This window comes from Pedobacter sp. MR2016-24 (genome assembly GCF_026239655.1).
In the GTDB taxonomy this organism is placed as follows: domain Bacteria; phylum Bacteroidota; class Bacteroidia; order Sphingobacteriales; family Sphingobacteriaceae; genus Pedobacter.
In genome coordinates, this window is sequence record NZ_JAPIVO010000004.1 from 44024 (window position 1) to 60747 (window position 16724).

17 protein-coding genes are annotated in these 16724 nt (G+C 39.9%); 8 read left to right on the forward strand and 9 right to left on the reverse strand.

Going from position 1 to position 16724, the window contains the following annotated elements:
• The first annotated feature begins 233 nt into the window (after nt 1-233).
• From OQX62_RS11360 to OQX62_RS11375, 4 genes are all read left to right on the forward strand, one after another.
• Nucleotides 234-1274 carry a threonine aldolase family protein gene (locus OQX62_RS11360; RefSeq protein ID WP_265831653.1) on the forward strand — a complete coding sequence of 347 codons (1041 nt, stop codon included), beginning with the start codon at nt 234-236 and terminating at the stop codon, nt 1272-1274.
• Nucleotides 1275-1282: 8 nt separating this feature from the next.
• Nucleotides 1283-2770, forward strand: a complete 1488-nt coding sequence (gene accC / locus OQX62_RS11365; RefSeq protein WP_265831654.1) for an acetyl-CoA carboxylase biotin carboxylase subunit — start codon at nt 1283-1285, stop codon at nt 2768-2770.
• A 4-nt stretch (nt 2771-2774) separates the two neighbouring features.
• A complete protein-coding gene (locus OQX62_RS11370; RefSeq protein WP_265831655.1) occupies nt 2775-3371 on the forward strand; it encodes a riboflavin synthase in 597 nt (198 codons plus the stop codon).
• 74 nt (nt 3372-3445) lie between these two features.
• Complete coding sequence (locus tag OQX62_RS11375) at nt 3446-3745, forward strand: hypothetical protein (protein ID WP_265831656.1); 300 nt, start codon at nt 3446-3448, stop codon at nt 3743-3745.
• Nucleotides 3746-3773: 28 nt separating this feature from the next.
• Here OQX62_RS11375 and OQX62_RS11380 read toward each other — a convergent pair whose 3' ends face one another.
• Nucleotides 3774-5540, reverse strand: coding sequence for a histidine kinase N-terminal 7TM domain-containing protein (locus OQX62_RS11380; RefSeq protein ID WP_265831657.1), 1767 nt, complete (start codon nt 5538-5540; stop codon nt 3774-3776).
• 146 nt (nt 5541-5686) lie between these two features.
• Between OQX62_RS11380 and OQX62_RS11385 the strand changes: the two genes are divergently transcribed.
• Nucleotides 5687-6277, forward strand: coding sequence for a porin family protein (locus tag OQX62_RS11385; RefSeq protein ID WP_265831658.1), 591 nt, complete (start codon nt 5687-5689; stop codon nt 6275-6277).
• Between the two features lie 112 nt (nt 6278-6389).
• Nucleotides 6390-6668: a hypothetical protein gene (locus OQX62_RS11390; RefSeq protein WP_265831659.1), complete on the forward strand. Its 279-nt coding sequence runs from the start codon at nt 6390-6392 to the stop codon at nt 6666-6668.
• On the opposite strand, the gene OQX62_RS11395 is transcribed toward OQX62_RS11390, so the two are convergent.
• The 3 genes from OQX62_RS11395 to OQX62_RS11405 form a co-directional block, all read right to left on the reverse strand.
• Entirely contained in the window at nt 6665-7585 is a 921-nt protein-coding gene (locus OQX62_RS11395; protein ID WP_265831660.1) for a YihY/virulence factor BrkB family protein, read from the reverse strand. The genes OQX62_RS11390 and OQX62_RS11395 overlap by 4 nt on opposite strands.
• A gap of 114 nt (nt 7586-7699) precedes the next feature.
• Nucleotides 7700-8827 carry a 4-hydroxyphenylpyruvate dioxygenase gene (gene hppD / locus OQX62_RS11400; protein WP_265831661.1) on the reverse strand — a complete coding sequence of 376 codons (1128 nt, stop codon included), beginning with the start codon at nt 8825-8827 and terminating at the stop codon, nt 7700-7702.
• Nucleotides 8828-8863: 36 nt separating this feature from the next.
• Complete coding sequence (locus OQX62_RS11405) at nt 8864-10030, reverse strand: homogentisate 1,2-dioxygenase (protein ID WP_265831662.1); 1167 nt, start codon at nt 10028-10030, stop codon at nt 8864-8866.
• A 335-nt stretch (nt 10031-10365) separates the two neighbouring features.
• Here OQX62_RS11405 and OQX62_RS11410 point away from each other — a divergent pair, with 335 nt between their 5' ends.
• Complete coding sequence (locus OQX62_RS11410; RefSeq protein ID WP_265831663.1) at nt 10366-11361, forward strand: fumarylacetoacetate hydrolase family protein; 996 nt, start codon at nt 10366-10368, stop codon at nt 11359-11361.
• Nucleotides 11361-12254, forward strand: a complete 894-nt coding sequence (locus tag OQX62_RS11415) for a flavin reductase family protein (protein WP_265831664.1) — start codon at nt 11361-11363, stop codon at nt 12252-12254. Before OQX62_RS11410 ends, OQX62_RS11415 begins: the two co-directional genes overlap by 1 nt.
• On the opposite strand, the gene OQX62_RS11420 is transcribed toward OQX62_RS11415, so the two are convergent.
• The 5 genes from OQX62_RS11420 to OQX62_RS11440 form a co-directional block, all read right to left on the reverse strand.
• Nucleotides 12251-12766 (reverse strand): C40 family peptidase, encoded by a 516-nt coding sequence (locus OQX62_RS11420; RefSeq protein ID WP_265831665.1) that lies wholly within the window; start codon nt 12764-12766, stop codon nt 12251-12253. The two genes, OQX62_RS11415 and OQX62_RS11420, sit on opposite strands and share 4 nt — an antisense overlap.
• Nucleotides 12767-12795: 29 nt before the next feature.
• Entirely contained in the window at nt 12796-13497 is a 702-nt protein-coding gene (locus OQX62_RS11425; RefSeq protein ID WP_265831666.1) for an SDR family NAD(P)-dependent oxidoreductase, read from the reverse strand.
• A gap of 2 nt (nt 13498-13499) precedes the next feature.
• Complete coding sequence (locus tag OQX62_RS11430; protein WP_265831667.1) at nt 13500-15284, reverse strand: aromatic amino acid hydroxylase; 1785 nt, start codon at nt 15282-15284, stop codon at nt 13500-13502.
• 86 nt (nt 15285-15370) lie between these two features.
• Nucleotides 15371-15850: a GtrA family protein gene (locus tag OQX62_RS11435; RefSeq protein WP_265831668.1), complete on the reverse strand. Its 480-nt coding sequence runs from the start codon at nt 15848-15850 to the stop codon at nt 15371-15373.
• A gap of 67 nt (nt 15851-15917) precedes the next feature.
• Nucleotides 15918-16604: a CAP domain-containing protein gene (locus OQX62_RS11440; RefSeq protein WP_265831669.1), complete on the reverse strand. Its 687-nt coding sequence runs from the start codon at nt 16602-16604 to the stop codon at nt 15918-15920.
• Nucleotides 16605-16724: the final 120 nt, after the last annotated feature.

Genomic DNA, 16724 nt, shown 5'->3' on the forward strand with positions numbered 1-16724 from the left:
TTAAATTCCAAATTTTAATAAAATTGAATGTTGGTGAAGATCGCATCTTTATGCTGAAATTTAGCGTAAAATATATTTAAAGTGCTAATAACTAGGTGATAATAAATGTATTACTGCGCTTTTGTTTGATTTTAAAAAAGTCATACCCGGATAGGCATGTTTGTAATAATTTCATGTTTTTGCACAAAAACGATTGTAAAAAGGTAATATTGAAGTAGTTTCCAAATTTAATTATGTTAGAAAAAATAGACTTTAGAAGTGATACGGTGACGTTACCTACAACAGAGATGAAAGCAGCCATGTTTGCTGCAAAAGTGGGGGATGATGTCTATGGCGAAGACGAGACGGTAATTGCGCTGGAAAACAAACTTTCTGCGCTTTTCAATATGGAAGCGGGGTTATTTTGCCCTTCCGGGACAATGACAAATCAGCTTGCAATTAAGTGTTTTACCCAGCCTATGGATGAAGTGATTTGTGATCAGACAGCACACGTCTATCGCTATGAAGGAGGCGGAATTGCTTACCACTCTATGGCTTCAGTCAGATTACTGCATGGCCAAAGGGGCATCATTACAGCAGGAATGATTGAGCCGGAAATCAATGAAGACAATATCCACTACCCCAATTCTACGCTCGTTGTATTGGAAAATACTATTAATAAGGGTGGCGGTTCATGTTATACTTTAGAACAAATTGCACCAATAGCCAGATTGTGTAAAAACAGAGTATTAAAACTTCATCTGGATGGAGCCCGGATATTCAATGCGCTGAGTGCAACTGGTGATTCAGCAGCTGACTATGGACAATACTTTGACGGAATTTCTGTTTGCCTATCAAAAGGATTAGGTGCACCGGTAGGTTCAGTGTTACTGGGATCTAAAGATACTATTCATAAAGCAAGAAAAATTCGCAAAGCCTTTGGTGGTGGAATGCGGCAGTCGGGTTTCCTCGCTGCTGCGGGTATTTATGCTTTGGATCATCATGTAGGGCGTTTATCGCAAGACCATGCACATGCTGCTACTCTGGCTGCAACATTAACAGCAGCTGATTTTGTTGACTCGGTGATGCCCGTAGAAACGAACATCGTAATTTTTAAAGTGAAATCTTCCTATACTGCTGCAAGTATAATCAGCAGTTTAAATGCGAAGGGTATTTTATGTGGGGCAACTGGTGCAGATACGGTAAGGTTTGTGACCCATTTAGATATCACGTCTGCAATGATAGATCAGGCAGTTGAAATTATCAAAAATCTAAATCCAACTATCAATTCATAATATTGCTTATGCAAAAAATCTTAATTGCCAACAGGGGAGAGATCGCATTAAGGGTGATGCGCTCTGCAAAGGAGATGGGAATCAGTACCGTGGCGGTATTTTCTGAAGCAGACAGGGACGCGCTGCATGTTCGTTATGCAGATGAGGCTGTATTTATAGGCCCTTCTGCCGCGAGCCAATCCTATCTGGATGGTCACAAAATTATTGAAGCCTGTAAACTGACAGGTGCAGGTGCCATTCATCCCGGATATGGTTTTCTGTCTGAAAATGCTAGCTTTGCCAGGATGGTACAGGATGCGGGTTTAATTTTGATTGGTCCCTCTCCTGAGGCGATGGAGATTATGGGCAATAAGTTGTCGGCCAAGGCCGCAGCACTCAAATACCAGATACCTATGGTACCCGGGACCGACGAGGCAATTACTTCTATAGAAGATGCAAAGCTAAGGGCACAGGAGATCGGGTTCCCTATTCTGATTAAAGCAGCTGCTGGCGGCGGCGGAAAAGGGATGCGGATTGTTAGTGATGAAACGGTGTTTGAAGAACAGATGCAGCTGGCTGTAAGTGAAGCAATAACTGCTTTTGGTGATGGCGCTGTATTTATTGAAAGATATGTCTCGTCACCCAGACATATTGAAATACAAATTCTTGGTGATCACCATGGTCATATCGTTCATCTTTTTGAAAGGGAATGTTCTGTACAGCGCAGACATCAGAAAGTAATAGAGGAGGCTCCCTCAAGTGTAATCAGTAATGAGCTGAGAGCCAGGATGGGTAAATGTGCTGTAGATGTTGCCCGTTCGGTGGCTTATACCGGCGCAGGAACCGTCGAATTTATTCTGGATGAAAACCTGGACTTTTTCTTTCTTGAAATGAATACCAGGTTACAGGTTGAACATCCGGTTACAGAAATGATTACGGGGCTCGACCTGGTAAAGGAACAGATCAGGGTAGCACGCGGGGAGTTGCTTGCCTACAGTCAGGAAGATTTGAAGATTAGCGGCCATGCAATTGAACTGAGAATTTATGCTGAAGATCCAAAACATGACTTTCTTCCCGATATCGGTACACTTCAAACTTATTGCACGCCTAAGGGAAATGGTGTACGGGTAGATGATGGTTATGAGGAGGGAATGGAGATTCCTATTTATTATGATCCTATGATCGCCAAACTGATTACTTACGGAAAAGACCGAACGGAAGCGATTGCAAGAATGTTAAGAGCTATTGAAGAATATGACATTACAGGAATTCAAACTACTTTAAACTTCGGTAGGTTTGTAATGCAACATTCAGCATTTATTACAGGAAACTTCGATACGCATTTTGTGAGTAAATATTATAACCCGGAAGAACCGGAAGAAATTGATGAGGAAGAAGCACTGATCGCAGCGATTGTGGCACTGAAACAATTAAAAGATAAAAATACAGCTGCTTTGATTCCGGTCAAAACAGAACTGCAAAATAACTGGTACAGCAACCGGAAGAAATTGAATTAGAATTATGTTTACAGGAATTATTGAAACAATGGGAACGGTCTCCCAGATAATCGAAGAAGGAACTAATCTTCACTTTATTATCGCGTCAACTTTAAGTAACGAACTGAAAATTGACCAGAGTGTAGCACATAACGGTGTATGTTTAACGGTAGTATCGTTAACAGAAGACACTTATACCGTTACCGCCATACAGGAAACGCTGCAGAAAACAAATCTTCAGCATCTGAAGGTAAATAACAAAATTAATTTAGAACGTTGCATGCAGATGAATGGTCGGCTGGACGGACATATTGTGCAGGGGCATGTGGATCAGACCGGGGTCTGTATACTTAGGGAAGAATTGGACGGAAGCTGGGAATACCGCTTTAAATATCAGGCTGAAAAAGGAAATGTAACGGTTGAAAAAGGATCTGTTTGTGTAAATGGAATTAGTCTGACTGTAGTGAATTCTACTGATGATGAGTTCTCTGTTTTTATTATTCCTTACACACATGAACATACCAATCTTCATGAGGTTCACGTGGGTGATACGGTGAATCTGGAGTTTGATATTATCGGGAAATATGTGGCCAGATTAATCAAAAATAATCACATATCCTGAAAGAAACCTATTCTTGGCAAGGTAATTGGTCAATCCTATTTAGATAATTGAATTTAAAAATAACAGATAATCATATGGATACTTTAAAGAAGTTTGAATTAATGGAGAAAATTGTAAGAGAATTAGAAGACTTACAACATTCACAACAGGCAATTATTCAAAAGATAGGAAAAATTGAAGTAGATAATATAGAGCTGGGTGATAAAAGATTAGAAAAAGATTTACCAGATATGCACCAAAGAGTAGCAGATAACCTTGATACTATAGTGGGTATACTTGAATATTTTGCAGACAAAACGCAGAACTTTGGAAATAAAAATAATGTTGACGCTTTAAAAGAGCAACAAATTATTGACGAAGCTACCGGACACTAGTCATTCAGGGACCTCTAATTTGAGGTCCTTATTTTTTTTCTGCTATCGGGATATTCAGGCAAAAAGATGTGCCAAGACCCAGTTTGCTTTCCATGGCAATTGTTCCGCCGTTTCTTTCCATAAAGTCTCTGCACACCATCAGGCCCAGGCCCGTACCTTTTTCATTTTGCGTACCCCGGCTGGAGATGTTTTCTCCGCTAAACAGTCTTTTAGCTGTTTCAGCAGACATTCCTACACCATTATCACGCAGGCAGATACTCACAAAATCTTCAGTTCCTTCTTGTATAAAAATTTCAATCAGACAGGTTTCCTTACAGAATTTGATGGCATTGGTAATCAGGTTCCTTAATACAATCTGCATCATCAGCATGTCTGCATAAGCAGTAGTATCATCCGGGATGTCCTGAATTACGGTTATTTTCTTTGAGTTTGCTGATGGTAAATGATAAGTTACCTCGTCATTAATCAGCTTTTTCAGGTCAAATACTTCTATATTGATACCGTAGCCATTCAGCTGACTCCTGGACCAGTGCAAAATGTTTTCCAGCAGATCTGCAGTATAGGCTATATCTTTATTTAAAGTAGGGGATAACATCTTAAATTCTTCAATGCTGATCGTATTGTCGTTAACCATTTTCAATACCTCAGAAAGGTTTAAAAGCGGCCCTCTCAGATCATGCGCCATGATGGAAAATATTCTGTCTTTTAAAGCATTCAGCGTTTTCAACTCCTCTGTCTGTTGTTGAGACTTTACCGCTTCTTTTCTGAGTTCTGTAATATCCTGCAATTTGATGATCATTGCACTGTGATCAGGACGATGTTCTTCCAGGATCCTTACATCTGCTTCCATCTCGGTAGTTCCTGTTACTGTATTGATGAATAATGGATGTTTACCTGAATAATGCTGACTGACTAATGCAAGAAGTGAGGGTTGGTCTTTTAATACTTCTTCTAATTTTTTACCAGCAATTTTTTGAGTTTTGATTCCTGTATAATAGATAAAGGCGGCATTGTAATCAATAATTCTTTTTTGCTGATCCAGCACTACAAAACCATCCTGCATCAGATCAAGTATTTTTTTTCTGGCTACGGGCAGTATATCGAAAAGTTTCATATTGTAGATCCATATGAACAGCAGTATGGAGGACAATAAGAAGGCGTAAGGCGTAAGATCAAGGTGTGTTAGCGGACGCAAGCCAGCCATGTAGGAAATATTCGCTGCCCATGGGATAAATGCAGCTATCATTACGATGTAATTTTGCTTTCTGTAGGCGGCATCAGATTTCCTGAACTTCACAATCAGCAGATAACTTCCTATTAAGAGCAGGCAGTAAAAAAATAAAGTAAATATCCGGAATGATGGGCCAGGTACGAGGGCGAGCATAGGGAAATCGCCGGACCTGTCGATACTGATCTGCTCGTAATGAATGTGGTGGAAATCATTCGTCCAAACCAGTAAAAGCGTAAGTACAGGGATAACAGAAATTAAAAGCTTATTGCTCGTTTTCTTAAACCACTGATCTTTTTCCACCAGCTCCATGCAATAAAGAAACCAGATAACTGGTAAAGTCGTTATCCCAAGATATTCAATATTCACAAAGAATTTCATTTGATCTGCATTGCTGCTGGCAAGTTCAAATCCGTAGGCTACGGACCAGATGGAATTTGACAGCATCACAAGTCCTACCCACCGTACTGCGCCTCTTTCATTTTTTAAAATATAAAAAGAAAGTAGAAGTGTTATGCTACCAAAGAAGATGAGCGAGAACGCATATGTATTAAAGAAGAATTCCATCTAATGGTGTGAGCAATAAAAAACTGTTAATTCAGTCAAACAAAACTAACAATTATGGGTTGATTAATATTAAGCAATGTCATTTTAATTTGACATAAAATAATGCTTAGATTTGAATCTTATTATAAAAAAACAAAATATCAATTATGAAAAAGATAATTCTATCTGCAATATTACTTTTCTTTACTGCGACTGCATTTTGTCAGATATTGCCTAGTGTTCAATTTGGAGTTAAAGGTGGAGCAAATCTCTCGAAATTCAGTACAAAAAATACTTTTAGCAGTGATAATCAGGCAGGTTACTACGCAGGTTTATGGGCAAGGATTGGTGCTGCTGGTGTTCATTTTCAGCCAGAGCTTTATTTATCAGGTAAAAACACAACGCTGGTAAACGAAGCAGATGGATTAGAAAACAAGGTTAAGTTTACAAGTTTAGATGTGCCTTTGTTAATTGGTACCAAGATTGGTGCTGCGGGTATTGGTTTACGGTTAAATACGGGACCTGTAGTTTCTTTTATTTTAGATAAAAAGCAGTCCTTTGGTGCTGCTGCAACTAATGCATTTAATGGCAGATTCAAAGATCAGACACTGGCATGGCAGTTCGGTGCTGGCTTGGATATTGGTCAGATTGGCGTGGACTTGAGATACGAAGCAGGGCTTTCAAAAATTGGTAAAGATGGTTATAATGATACGAGACTTAGCCTATTCACGCTTGGATTGGCACTTAAATTATTTTAGCGTATAAATACATTCAAATTGGGTGTTAATCGGGTAGCTTTTAGTAGTTTACCCGATTTTTTTTGGCTTTAATTTTGCTATATTTATATTCCAAACCAAAATATATACCGCTATGATAATTAAAGACCTGTTGTTGAATGGAAATAGCTTTCTTACGCTATTGAAACAGTACGCTATTGATATAGCTGATGTCCAGATTAAGGACGAAGATGTTCTTGTTGACCAGTTTAGGCAACATCCCCAGCTTTCAAAAGGAAGTGTTTGCATCGAAGGCAAAAATAAAGATGGAATCATTAATTTCTTTGGTACCATTCATTATAACCTGATGAGTAAACTTGCAGTATTTGAAATGCAGGATTTTGAGCAGACTCCTGTTCAGCAATTAAACTAGTTTGCTTTTACAATCTCTTTTATCTCATAGGTAAATGCACCCTTGATTGGTCTTATAGGTGTTTCTTTCGCATCACTTAATACCTTAACGAAGCAGGCGCCAAAATAGAAGATAAATGAAGAATAGAAGACAAATAGCATAATTAAAACGATTGAGCCTGATGCTCCGTAGATGTTTCCAATATTACTTAGCGGTAATGCAATACGAAGAATGTACTTCCCGAGTGTAAAAAGTATCCCTGTTAAAATTCCTCCACGGATGGAAGATTTCCAGGTGGGTCTTCCGCTGGTAAGAAATCTGAACAACACAGTGAACCAGGTAGTCACAATAGCTATAAACAAAATTTGATTCAGCACACTCATTAACATTCTTCCAAATGTAGGCGAGGCAGTATTGATGTAGGAACCTATAAATGCCTGGATACTGTCTGTCAGCAATCCCACAAAAAATAAGATACCTGCTAAAAGTATAATGACCATGGACCTTGCCCTGATTTTAAGCTTAAATAGAAAACTGGAGTGCTCTTTAATCCCGATAGACCAGATCTGATCCATTGAATTTTTTATTACCGTAAATAAGGTTGTTGCTACAAATAGAAAAAATACGAAACTGATTAGTGTGGCATACCATTGATGATCTATTCCTCTGATATTTCTAAGTGTCTGCCTGATCTGTTTAGTACTGCTATCATCGAGAATTGTTGACAGTCGTTCGAAAATTCCGGTTACGATAATCTTTCTGTCTATAAAAAATCCGAAGAGTCTGATCAAAATCAGCAGGATAGGCGGAAGTGCGAAGTTGGTGAAAAATGCAGTGGCACCAGCCAGTCTTAAGGGGTCATTTTTTTGGAAAAGCTTAAACGCAGTACTAAAATGCGATGAAAATGTCTTGACGTTATGGGTAATAGTGTTTAACATGCTTTTTTAGATTGCAGACGATAACGAAAGTACTAATTTTTTTCAATCCGTAAGCTTTAAACGTAAAATGCCGGCCTTTTCGGGGCCGGCTCGAGTATATCCTAAGCAGAATGTTTACAAGTTTCCTCTCAGTTCCTGCTCACGCTCAAGAGATTCAAATAATGCTTTAAAATTTCCTGCCCCAAAAGACTGTGCGCCTTTTCTCTGTATGATTTCGAAGAAAAGCGTTGGGCGATCCTGCACAGGTTTGGTGAAAATCTGCAGCAGATAACCTTCTTCATCATGATCTACCAGAATACCAAGCTCCTGTAGAGGAGCGATGTCTTCGTCTATTTTGCCTACTCTTTGCAATAGTGTCTCATAATATGCCCTTGGAGGAGCACTCAAGAATTCTACCCCGCGCTTTTTCATTTCTCTTACTGTTGAGATAATATCATGTGTAGCTACAGCAATATGCTGTACGCCTTCACCTTCATAAAATTCCAGGTACTCTTCAATCTGGGATTTCTTTTTGCCTTCGGCAGGTTCATTGATAGGAAATTTAACATAACCATTTTTGTTACTCATTACCTTACTCATCAATGCAGAATACTCAGTGTTGATTTGTTTATCATCGAAAGACAGGATGTTTTTAAAGCCCATGATATCTTCATACCACTGTACAGCTTCATTCATTCTGTTCCATCCAACATTGCCAACGCAATGGTCTATATATAAAAGTCCTGTGCTTTCCGGCTCATAACCACCTTCAACCGCTATATATCCCGGCATAAATGCGCCATTGTAGTTTTTACGTTCTACAAACAGGTGTACTGTTTCTCCATAGGTGTAAATGCCAGCGGTACGCACTTCACCAAAGTCGTCAGTGAGTGTTTGTGGTTCCTGATAAGATTTTGCACCACGTTTTATCGTCTCTTCATAAGACTTGTAAGCATCATCTACCCACAAGGCGAGGATTTTAACGCCATCCCCATGAGTTTTGATATGATCCATAATCGGGCTGTCAGATTTTAGGGGGCTGGTTAAAATTAACCTGATTTTTCCCTGCTGTAATACATACGAGGCACGGTCTCTTAAACCAGTTTCCGGGCCGGCATAGGCTACAGTTTTAAAACCAAATGCGGTCTTATAAAAGTGGGCCGATTGTTTGGCATTTCCTACATAAAATTCCACATGGTCTGTGCCATTCAGTGGTAAGAAATCTTTAGTTTCAGGGTCTTTTTCTACAAATGAAGTTTGCATGGGTTCTTTTTTTTTGTTTATAATGAGTTGAGGCTATTATTCAATATTGATCTGCCAGCTTTTATGATAACTTTCATCTTCGATGCTGATGGCATCTTCAGTTAACATCAGCGGTCTGAAGGGATCAATCATTACGGCAAGTTCTTCCGTTTTTTCCTTGCCGATGGATTTCTCTACCGTACCCGGGTGTGGCCCGTGTGGAATCCCGCCCGGATGCAGTGTAATTTGTCCTTTCACTACGCTTTTTCTGCTCATGAAATCCCCGTCCACATAATACAATACCTCGTCACTGTCCACATTGCTGTGGTTATAAGGCGCAGGAATAGATAAGGGATGGTAATCGTATTTGCGTGGTACAAAAGAACAGATCACGAAGTTATGGCCTTCAAAAGTCTGATGTACCGGAGGTGGCTGATGGAGACGACCGGTAATGGGTTCAAAGTCATGTATAGAAAAGGCCCATGGATAATGAAATCCGTCCCAGCCTACAAAATCGAATGGATGTGTGCCGTAAGTATAGGGATATATTAATCCTTGTTTTTTAATCAATACCTTAAAGTCTCCAAATTCATCGATGGTTTCCAGGTCTTCCGGTCTCCTGATATCACGTTCGCAATAAGGAGAGTGTTCCATCAGTTGTCCATATTCATTACGGTATCTTTTTGGAGAGCGTATCGGACTAAAGCTTTCTATAATAAACAGCCGGTTTTTCTCATTATCAAATTCCAGCTGATAAATAGTACCACGGGGTACAACAAGGTAATCTCCGTAAGCAAAGCGGATCTTCCCGAATCCTGTTTTTAATGTGCCCGTACCTTCATGGATAAATATCACTTCGTCGGCCTGACTATTTTTATAGAAATAATCGGTCATGGATTTGCGCGGGGCGGCCAATGAGATATGCAGGTCACTGTTTACCAATACCGGTTTCCTGCTTTTCAGGTAATCGTCCTCCGGTGCGATATTGAATCCGATCAGGGAAGTATGGCGCAGGTGTTTTTCCCTTGCAATTTTAGGCTCTACAGAGTAGGGTTCCCCTAAAGATTTAACAATGGTCGGCGGATGGCAGTGATAAACAAGCGAATACAAGCTTGAAAAGCCTTCTGTGGATACAAGTTCCTCTGCATACAGTTCTCCATTTGGTTTTCGGAAAACCGTATGTCTTTTCGCGGGAACAGTTCCTAATTTATGATAAATAGGCATAACTGTAAGTTATCTGGTTAGAATATGTAATTGATGAAGAGAATAAAGTGTGTAAAACACTCTATTGTGATGCTTAGATAGAATTAAGCAAATAAGGAATATTGTGCAAAGATGAGTTTTGAAAGCATAGCATATCTGAATGAAGCCAAAACCTGGCTTGCAATACGATCCTGATATTTTAATTTGCTTTTTGTCATCGTTGCCGCGACTAATCTAAGAATTATATTAACAGTTTTCAAATTTTCACCATATATTCTATTGGATTTAGTTTAATCTATTTGCGCTAAATTTTCTAGCTTTGGCATGTTTAACCATATATAAATTTAATTCAACCGATGAAACTAGTATCCTACAAAACAGAAGATAGAGAACATTTGGGTGTTTTCGTAAACGGGCATATTTATAATCTGAATTCCTGCGACAAGCAATTGCCTAACGACATGAATACTTTTTTGCAGGATGCAGAAGTATTGATGGAACGTGCGCTGGCAATAGATGCCAGGATTAAGTCGGGCGAAATAGAACCTAAAGAAGAAGCTTTTTACGAAGTTATTGCCCCTGTTCCACATCCAAGTTCCTGTAGAGATGGTTATGCATTCCGTCAGCATGTTGCAGCGGCACGCAGAAACCGGAAAGTGGATATGATTGCGGAATTTGATCAGTATCCGATCTTTTATTTTACCAACCATAATGCGATACAAGGTCCCGGTGAAATTGAGTGTATGCCAGATCATTTCCAGAAGCTGGATTTTGAGCTTGAAGTGGCTGTGGTAATTGGAAAAAAGGGAAGAAATATAACTGCTGCAGAAGCAGATGCCTATATCTCAGGTTATATGATTATGAACGATATGAGTGCAAGAACCCTGCAGATGGAGGAGATGCTGTTAAACCTTGGGCCAGCAAAAGGAAAGGATTTCTCCACAGTAATCGGTCCCTGGTTGGTTACTCCTGATGAACTGGAACAGTATAAAACGGAAGCCAAAACCGGTCATGTTGGTAATGCCTATAATTTAAAGATGACTTGTACGGTAAATGGCAGGGAAGTGTCTGCCGGAAATATGGCAGATATGGACTGGACTTTTGCTGAAATTATAGAGCGCTGCGCCTATGGTGCAGATATTTTGCCAGGCGACGTAATTGGTTCCGGCACTGTGGGTACAGGCTGTTTCCTGGAACTAAATGGTACTGGATTATTGAATGATCCTAATTATCAACCACAGTGGTTACAGGATGGCGATATTGTTGAAATGGAAATCACCGGGCTGGGCAGGTTGAGCAATACGATCCGCAAGGCAGATACAGACTTTTCTATTTTAGCCCTGAAAAAATAATGCTGACCATAAAAACTTCAGATCTGAGTCCGGCGCAATTGCAGAATTACCTGCAATATGCAATTGCGCCGCGGCCCATATGTTTTGCGACTACCATAGACAGTGCGGGAAATATCAACCTGAGTCCTTTCAGTTTTTTTAATATGTTCAGTACCAATCCTCCGCTGTGCATATTTTCTCCCGCAAGAAGAGTACGTGACAATACCACTAAACATACTTTAGAGAATATTCTGGAAGTAAAAGAGTGTGTAATTAACATCGTTAATTATCCTATGGTACAACAAACCAGTCTGGCGAGTACTGAATACGCCAAAGGGATTAATGAGTTCGAAAAGGCAGGCTTTACCATGCTGTCTTCCCAATTAGTTAAACCACCCCGCGTAGCTGAAGCACCTGTGCAAATGGAATGTATAGTAACCGAGATTATTCATCTTGGCGAAAATCCGGGAGCTGGAAATCTCATTCTTGCAGAGATTAAACTGATACATATTAAAGAGGAAATTTTGGATGAGGAGGGGAAAATCGATCAGGCCAAAATAGATCTGGTTGCCCGTTTGGGTGGCGACTGGTATTGCCGGGTTACTCCAGAGAATCTTTTTAAAGTCGCCAAGCCTTTAACCACATTAGGTATAGGAGTAGATGCTTTACCAAAAGGGGTGAGGAATTCTTATGTGCTTACCGGGAATGACCTGGGCATGCTCGGTAATCTGGAACGCATGCCTTCTGATGAGGAAATAGATGATCTGAGGAGCCATCCTCTGGTGAAAGAAGTATTAGATGCTACTATAGGCGATGGCAATAACCGCCAGCGCGAATTACATGAGCTTGCTAAAGAAATGCTTGCGCAGGGAAATATTGAAGACGCACTGAAAGTAGTGTTGATGGAAGTTTAAAGCATACTGACCGCTTTCATAAAACGGCTTTTATAATAAGCATTGAACTTAGTAATCGTTACACCATGTGCTTTACCTGATGTGGCATGAATAAACTGAATCGTATCTCCCTCAATGGATGATACGATTCCTACATGACCAACTCTCCGGATTCTGGGATTTGTGCCGGTAAACACAAGTACATCACCTACTTTTATATTTTCCAGTTTTACCGGAACACCAGCTATACTAAATTCTGAAGAGGAGCGGGGTGTTGAAATTCCAAAGTTTTTAAATACATAACTTACAAATCCGGAGCAGTCAAAACCAATGGAAGGATTGCTGCTTGCATACCGGTAAGGTATGCCGATCATAGATTTAGCGAAACTGATGAGATCATTTGCTGGCTCCTTAGCCGGCATATGCATCAATATATTGTCAAGTAGTTCTCTGTATTTAGCAGGTACTGTTTGTGATCTTCCGGTAGTCGAAAAGAGGCATACAAAACAAAACAGGATCAGGATTTTCTTCATATATCGCTTTAAAGATATAAAAATAATTTTTAAGGAGTAGTTACAGCCACCGGAATGATTTTTCCATTAAAATATTTATGCCCTGTGCGGGCAAAATCGGCTACATATTTTCCCATCTCAAATGCCATCACAGGCGATTCATATCCGGGGAATGCACTTTCCAACATTTCTGTTTGTGCAGATCCCAATGCCAGGCAGTTTACTTTTATACCCGATGGGGCCAGTTCGAAAGCAAGACATTCTGTCAAAGTGTGCAAAGCCGATTTACTGGCTGAATATGCTGATAAACCGGGGAATTTAACACTGCCCTGAAATCCGCCCATGCTGCCAATATTAACAATATGGCTTCCGGATTTCATCATAGGCAGGAGCTGTTGAATCATATTAAAGTGGCCTACTACATTGCTTTGCAGCATTTCATTCAGCTCATCTGCGGTAGTCTCCAGAAAAGGTTTGTTAATTAATGTTCCCGCATTATTGATGAGAATATCAATATGTCCTAACCTTTGTGCTAAGAACGGAACAAGCGCAGCATAGTCGTCATTTACGATGTCAAACTCTACCGGGAGTAAAGTACATTCAGGATTTATTCCACGGGCTATTTCTAATAGTTTCCGTAACTTATCTGCTGATCTTGCAATACAAACTACCTTATTATCGGTATGCAAAGTAAATTCTAATGCGGCTTCAAAGCCAATGCCACTGCTGGCGCCTGTTAATACTATATTCATGTTTATTCTTCTTCAGTAATTAGCTGGGTAACGGGGTTTGCAATTACGTGCAAGCCATCGTCAATCAGTTTTTTGTGATCAGGCTCATTTGAGGCCTTCATTTCCAGGTAAATCCTGACTTCTTTTTCCATTATAGGATCGTACTGGGTATGCTGTAATATTTCGAGTATCTCCATTGCACACAGCCAGTCCTGACGATAATCTGTTTTTAGTGTTTCGAACAGCGTTGGTAACTGGCCGTAAGAATGTCCATTTTCTCTGATGAGGCGAATGCTTTTGTAAATTCTATGCAGACGCTCTGTATGATTATCATAGGTTAATTTTTCAGTTTTCTTGGTACTCATGTGTGTAATTTCCTCATAAGCTTCCTTGTCAGCCGCACCATTGAAAACTGAAATAATCTGCTCACCAACAGCCATATCGTAAGTTCCCCATTCGGGTTGGAATAATATGTTTCCGTTATCCCCTTTGACGGTACAGTTTTCCAAAGTGAGCAATACTATTTTGTCTGCGTTGCGCGTAACATGAGTTAAAGTCCCTTTTACAGAGATACCACTTTCCAAAAGAAGATCCGCATTTTGTCCTTCCTGAAGTCCGTATACTGCCAGATCTTCAGCTGAGAAATCTTCCAGAGATTTGTTACTGTTCCTCAACCTGCCTACCGGTGAGGAGAATCCATCTTTATGATAAGATTTTCCGTGTCCTTCTATTTGTTTGCCATTGATAGCCAGGGCAGAAGGGCCGGTTGTTTTGATAAAAGTGAGCTCATCTGAGGAATTAACCCCCATATCACTGAATATACCCGTCACCTGTAATCCCGAGCTGTATACCGCTGTAGCCGGGTTTTTAGAGTCGATCGCTTTCATGATACTTGCTGATCCACCCGTTCTAAAGGCCATCGTATCTGCATATTGCTCCAAAACGTCAATCAGATTCTGAAAAGTTTCCGTTACAAAAAGCTGTGGTTGAGTTTTAGTGATATCGTAGGCATATGTGATCGTGTCTATAGTATAGGGGATCTTTTTTACGGTATCCATCATACAGCTTGCACTTTCTCCAATAGATGAAAGCAGGCCGGCACCATATATTTTTGGATCATCCAGGCTTCCTATCAGTCCATATTCAACCGTCCACCAGTGCAGTCTGCTCAGCAATGCCATTTCTGATGGTTCGCCCATATTTTCGGCAATTCTGTTCAGATGTTGTTCTGCTTTCACTATATCATGTTCGGGCGCATCAACTGCTTCTTTCAATATGGAAAGTTCACGGATAGCTTCATACAATTCAAAATCTTTAGCAGAAAACATTGCTTTCGCACCAATAGACCCGATGTAACTTAGATAATTATTGTAATCAGCATCTGCAATAATTGGTGCATGGCCGGCAGATTCATGGATGATATCCGGTGCTGGTGTATATTCAATATGATTGATCTGGCGTATATCTGCTGCAATTACCAATACCCGGTAAGCCTGATACTCCATAAAGGCTGCGGGAGGAATGAATCCATCGACAGTAACAGCACCCCAGCCCAGCTTGCCCAGGTTATCATTCATGGTTTGCAGGTCAGGAATATACTCTATGCTCAGTCCGGCACGCTGCAATCCTTTGATATATGGATAGTAAGCTACGTCTTTTAAATAACTATAATTCTGACGCATTACATAGCGCCATACTGCCTGATCTACAGGTGTATATTTTTCGTAGTTCTGATCTACAATAAACTGCCTTAAATGCCTGGGTAGATTGGCTACCTGAGGGTTATTAAAATCATTAAAATCACTCATTACATTTTTATATTTGGAATCTGCCTAATATAAGGTGATCCATCACATTTATCAAGTAAATAATATTGGTTTTACCCCACAATGATTTACTTCTTTACACGGAATGAGAAGTGCGTTTGTATAAAATAGCTCATCACGGCCAGCAATATAGTCGTAATAAACTTGGATATAGTCGGATAAAAATTGAAGGTCTCTACCAGTAACTTAATCAGCGCGAAATTGAGTAATAAGTTTGTCCCTACTACAATGGCATACCGAAAGAGCTGGATTCTGCCTTTGAGATCTGATTTTGTAAATACCAGATATTTATTCAGCGTAAAACCGATGATAAAAGTAAGCGGTGCTTCAATAATTAATGTGGCTACAGGTGCTGTGATCATTCCAGGACGGAAGGGGAGTATGACATCCTGCTGTTGAAGTACGTAATTATAGATCAGAAAATAGAGTATAATTCCACTTGCCGTGTTGGTTCCGCCAGATACGATATACCTGAAAGTATGAATAGGTATCCAACGTGAAAATGGGGGGTAAAAAAAATCTATAAACTTAAGAAGGGCTTTACGCATATTAAAAACAGATGGTACCTTAAAGAGGGCAAGTTAGGAATAGATTCCCATTTACGGAAATCAGATCTTAACGGCTTACTGCGGGTGCCGAAATATAGTCTACAACCGCACAATAGCGATATCCGGGATGTTTCCTGATGTTTACACCAACAAGGCTCAGGTTATAGCTGGTGCCTAATATTGTTTTTCGATGACCAAGATCAGGCACATTTTTGTCCAGTAACAACATACATACATTAGCTAGGCCTTTGGAGAAGCCGAATGCAAGATTCTCGGAAATAGCGCGACCAGGATAGTATTTATAGATCCTGTCCTTAACCGTTCTGCCATCAAATGAATTATGCCCGGCAATATTGTTCTTGCTCAAATCTTTGGCATGCTGCTGCGCAATATAAGTCAGCGTTTCATCCGGACTAAATAACGTTAATCCTTTAATCTCCTGCAGATCTTCTTTCAGACCCCTGTAGTACTTGTCTTTCCTGTTTACGCGCAGGTCATCATAATTGCTGTATTGCCTCATATCGGCATTATAGGCATCCACAAAATCCTGGAAATAAGTATTGAAAAACTTTTCGCCATCTGTGCGTGCTAGGTTCATATAGAACACTATCTTTTTTTCTTCTTCATTCAGGTAAGGGGTGTTTTTAGCAGTATTCGCATTATCAAGCTCTTGCTTAGTCCACATATATGATTGTGCATGTAATCCGGGACTAAGCATGAAGAAAAATAAAAAGACTGCAGCGATAGATTTCATGTTCCTTAAACGTTGATGTGTATGTTTTTGTACAGAATAGACAAAAATACTCAGGAAAGGTTTAAGAAAACATCAATTGCCCCCTCGCGCTTAATAAATACACAGATCCTGGATTTCATT

Coding starts and splice junctions, on each gene's coding strand:
- OQX62_RS11360 (WP_265831653.1), top strand. CDS start 234: ATGTTAGAAAAAATAGACTTTAGAAGTGATACGGTGACGTTACCTACA.
- accC (WP_265831654.1), top strand. CDS start 1,283: ATGCAAAAAATCTTAATTGCCAACAGGGGAGAGATCGCATTAAGGGTG.
- OQX62_RS11370 (WP_265831655.1), top strand. CDS start 2,775: ATGTTTACAGGAATTATTGAAACAATGGGAACGGTCTCCCAGATAATC.
- OQX62_RS11375 (WP_265831656.1), top strand. CDS start 3,446: ATGGATACTTTAAAGAAGTTTGAATTAATGGAGAAAATTGTAAGAGAA.
- OQX62_RS11380 (WP_265831657.1), bottom strand. CDS start 5,540: ATGGAATTCTTCTTTAATACATATGCGTTCTCGCTCATCTTCTTTGGT.
- OQX62_RS11385 (WP_265831658.1), top strand. CDS start 5,687: ATGAAAAAGATAATTCTATCTGCAATATTACTTTTCTTTACTGCGACT.
- OQX62_RS11390 (WP_265831659.1), top strand. CDS start 6,390: ATGATAATTAAAGACCTGTTGTTGAATGGAAATAGCTTTCTTACGCTA.
- OQX62_RS11395 (WP_265831660.1), bottom strand. CDS start 7,585: ATGTTAAACACTATTACCCATAACGTCAAGACATTTTCATCGCATTTT.
- hppD (WP_265831661.1), bottom strand. CDS start 8,827: ATGCAAACTTCATTTGTAGAAAAAGACCCTGAAACTAAAGATTTCTTA.
- OQX62_RS11405 (WP_265831662.1), bottom strand. CDS start 10,030: ATGCCTATTTATCATAAATTAGGAACTGTTCCCGCGAAAAGACATACG.
- OQX62_RS11410 (WP_265831663.1), top strand. CDS start 10,366: ATGAAACTAGTATCCTACAAAACAGAAGATAGAGAACATTTGGGTGTT.
- OQX62_RS11415 (WP_265831664.1), top strand. CDS start 11,361: ATGCTGACCATAAAAACTTCAGATCTGAGTCCGGCGCAATTGCAGAAT.
- OQX62_RS11420 (WP_265831665.1), bottom strand. CDS start 12,766: ATGAAGAAAATCCTGATCCTGTTTTGTTTTGTATGCCTCTTTTCGACT.
- OQX62_RS11425 (WP_265831666.1), bottom strand. CDS start 13,497: ATGAATATAGTATTAACAGGCGCCAGCAGTGGCATTGGCTTTGAAGCC.
- OQX62_RS11430 (WP_265831667.1), bottom strand. CDS start 15,284: ATGAGTGATTTTAATGATTTTAATAACCCTCAGGTAGCCAATCTACCC.
- OQX62_RS11435 (WP_265831668.1), bottom strand. CDS start 15,850: ATGCGTAAAGCCCTTCTTAAGTTTATAGATTTTTTTTACCCCCCATTT.
- OQX62_RS11440 (WP_265831669.1), bottom strand. CDS start 16,604: ATGAAATCTATCGCTGCAGTCTTTTTATTTTTCTTCATGCTTAGTCCC.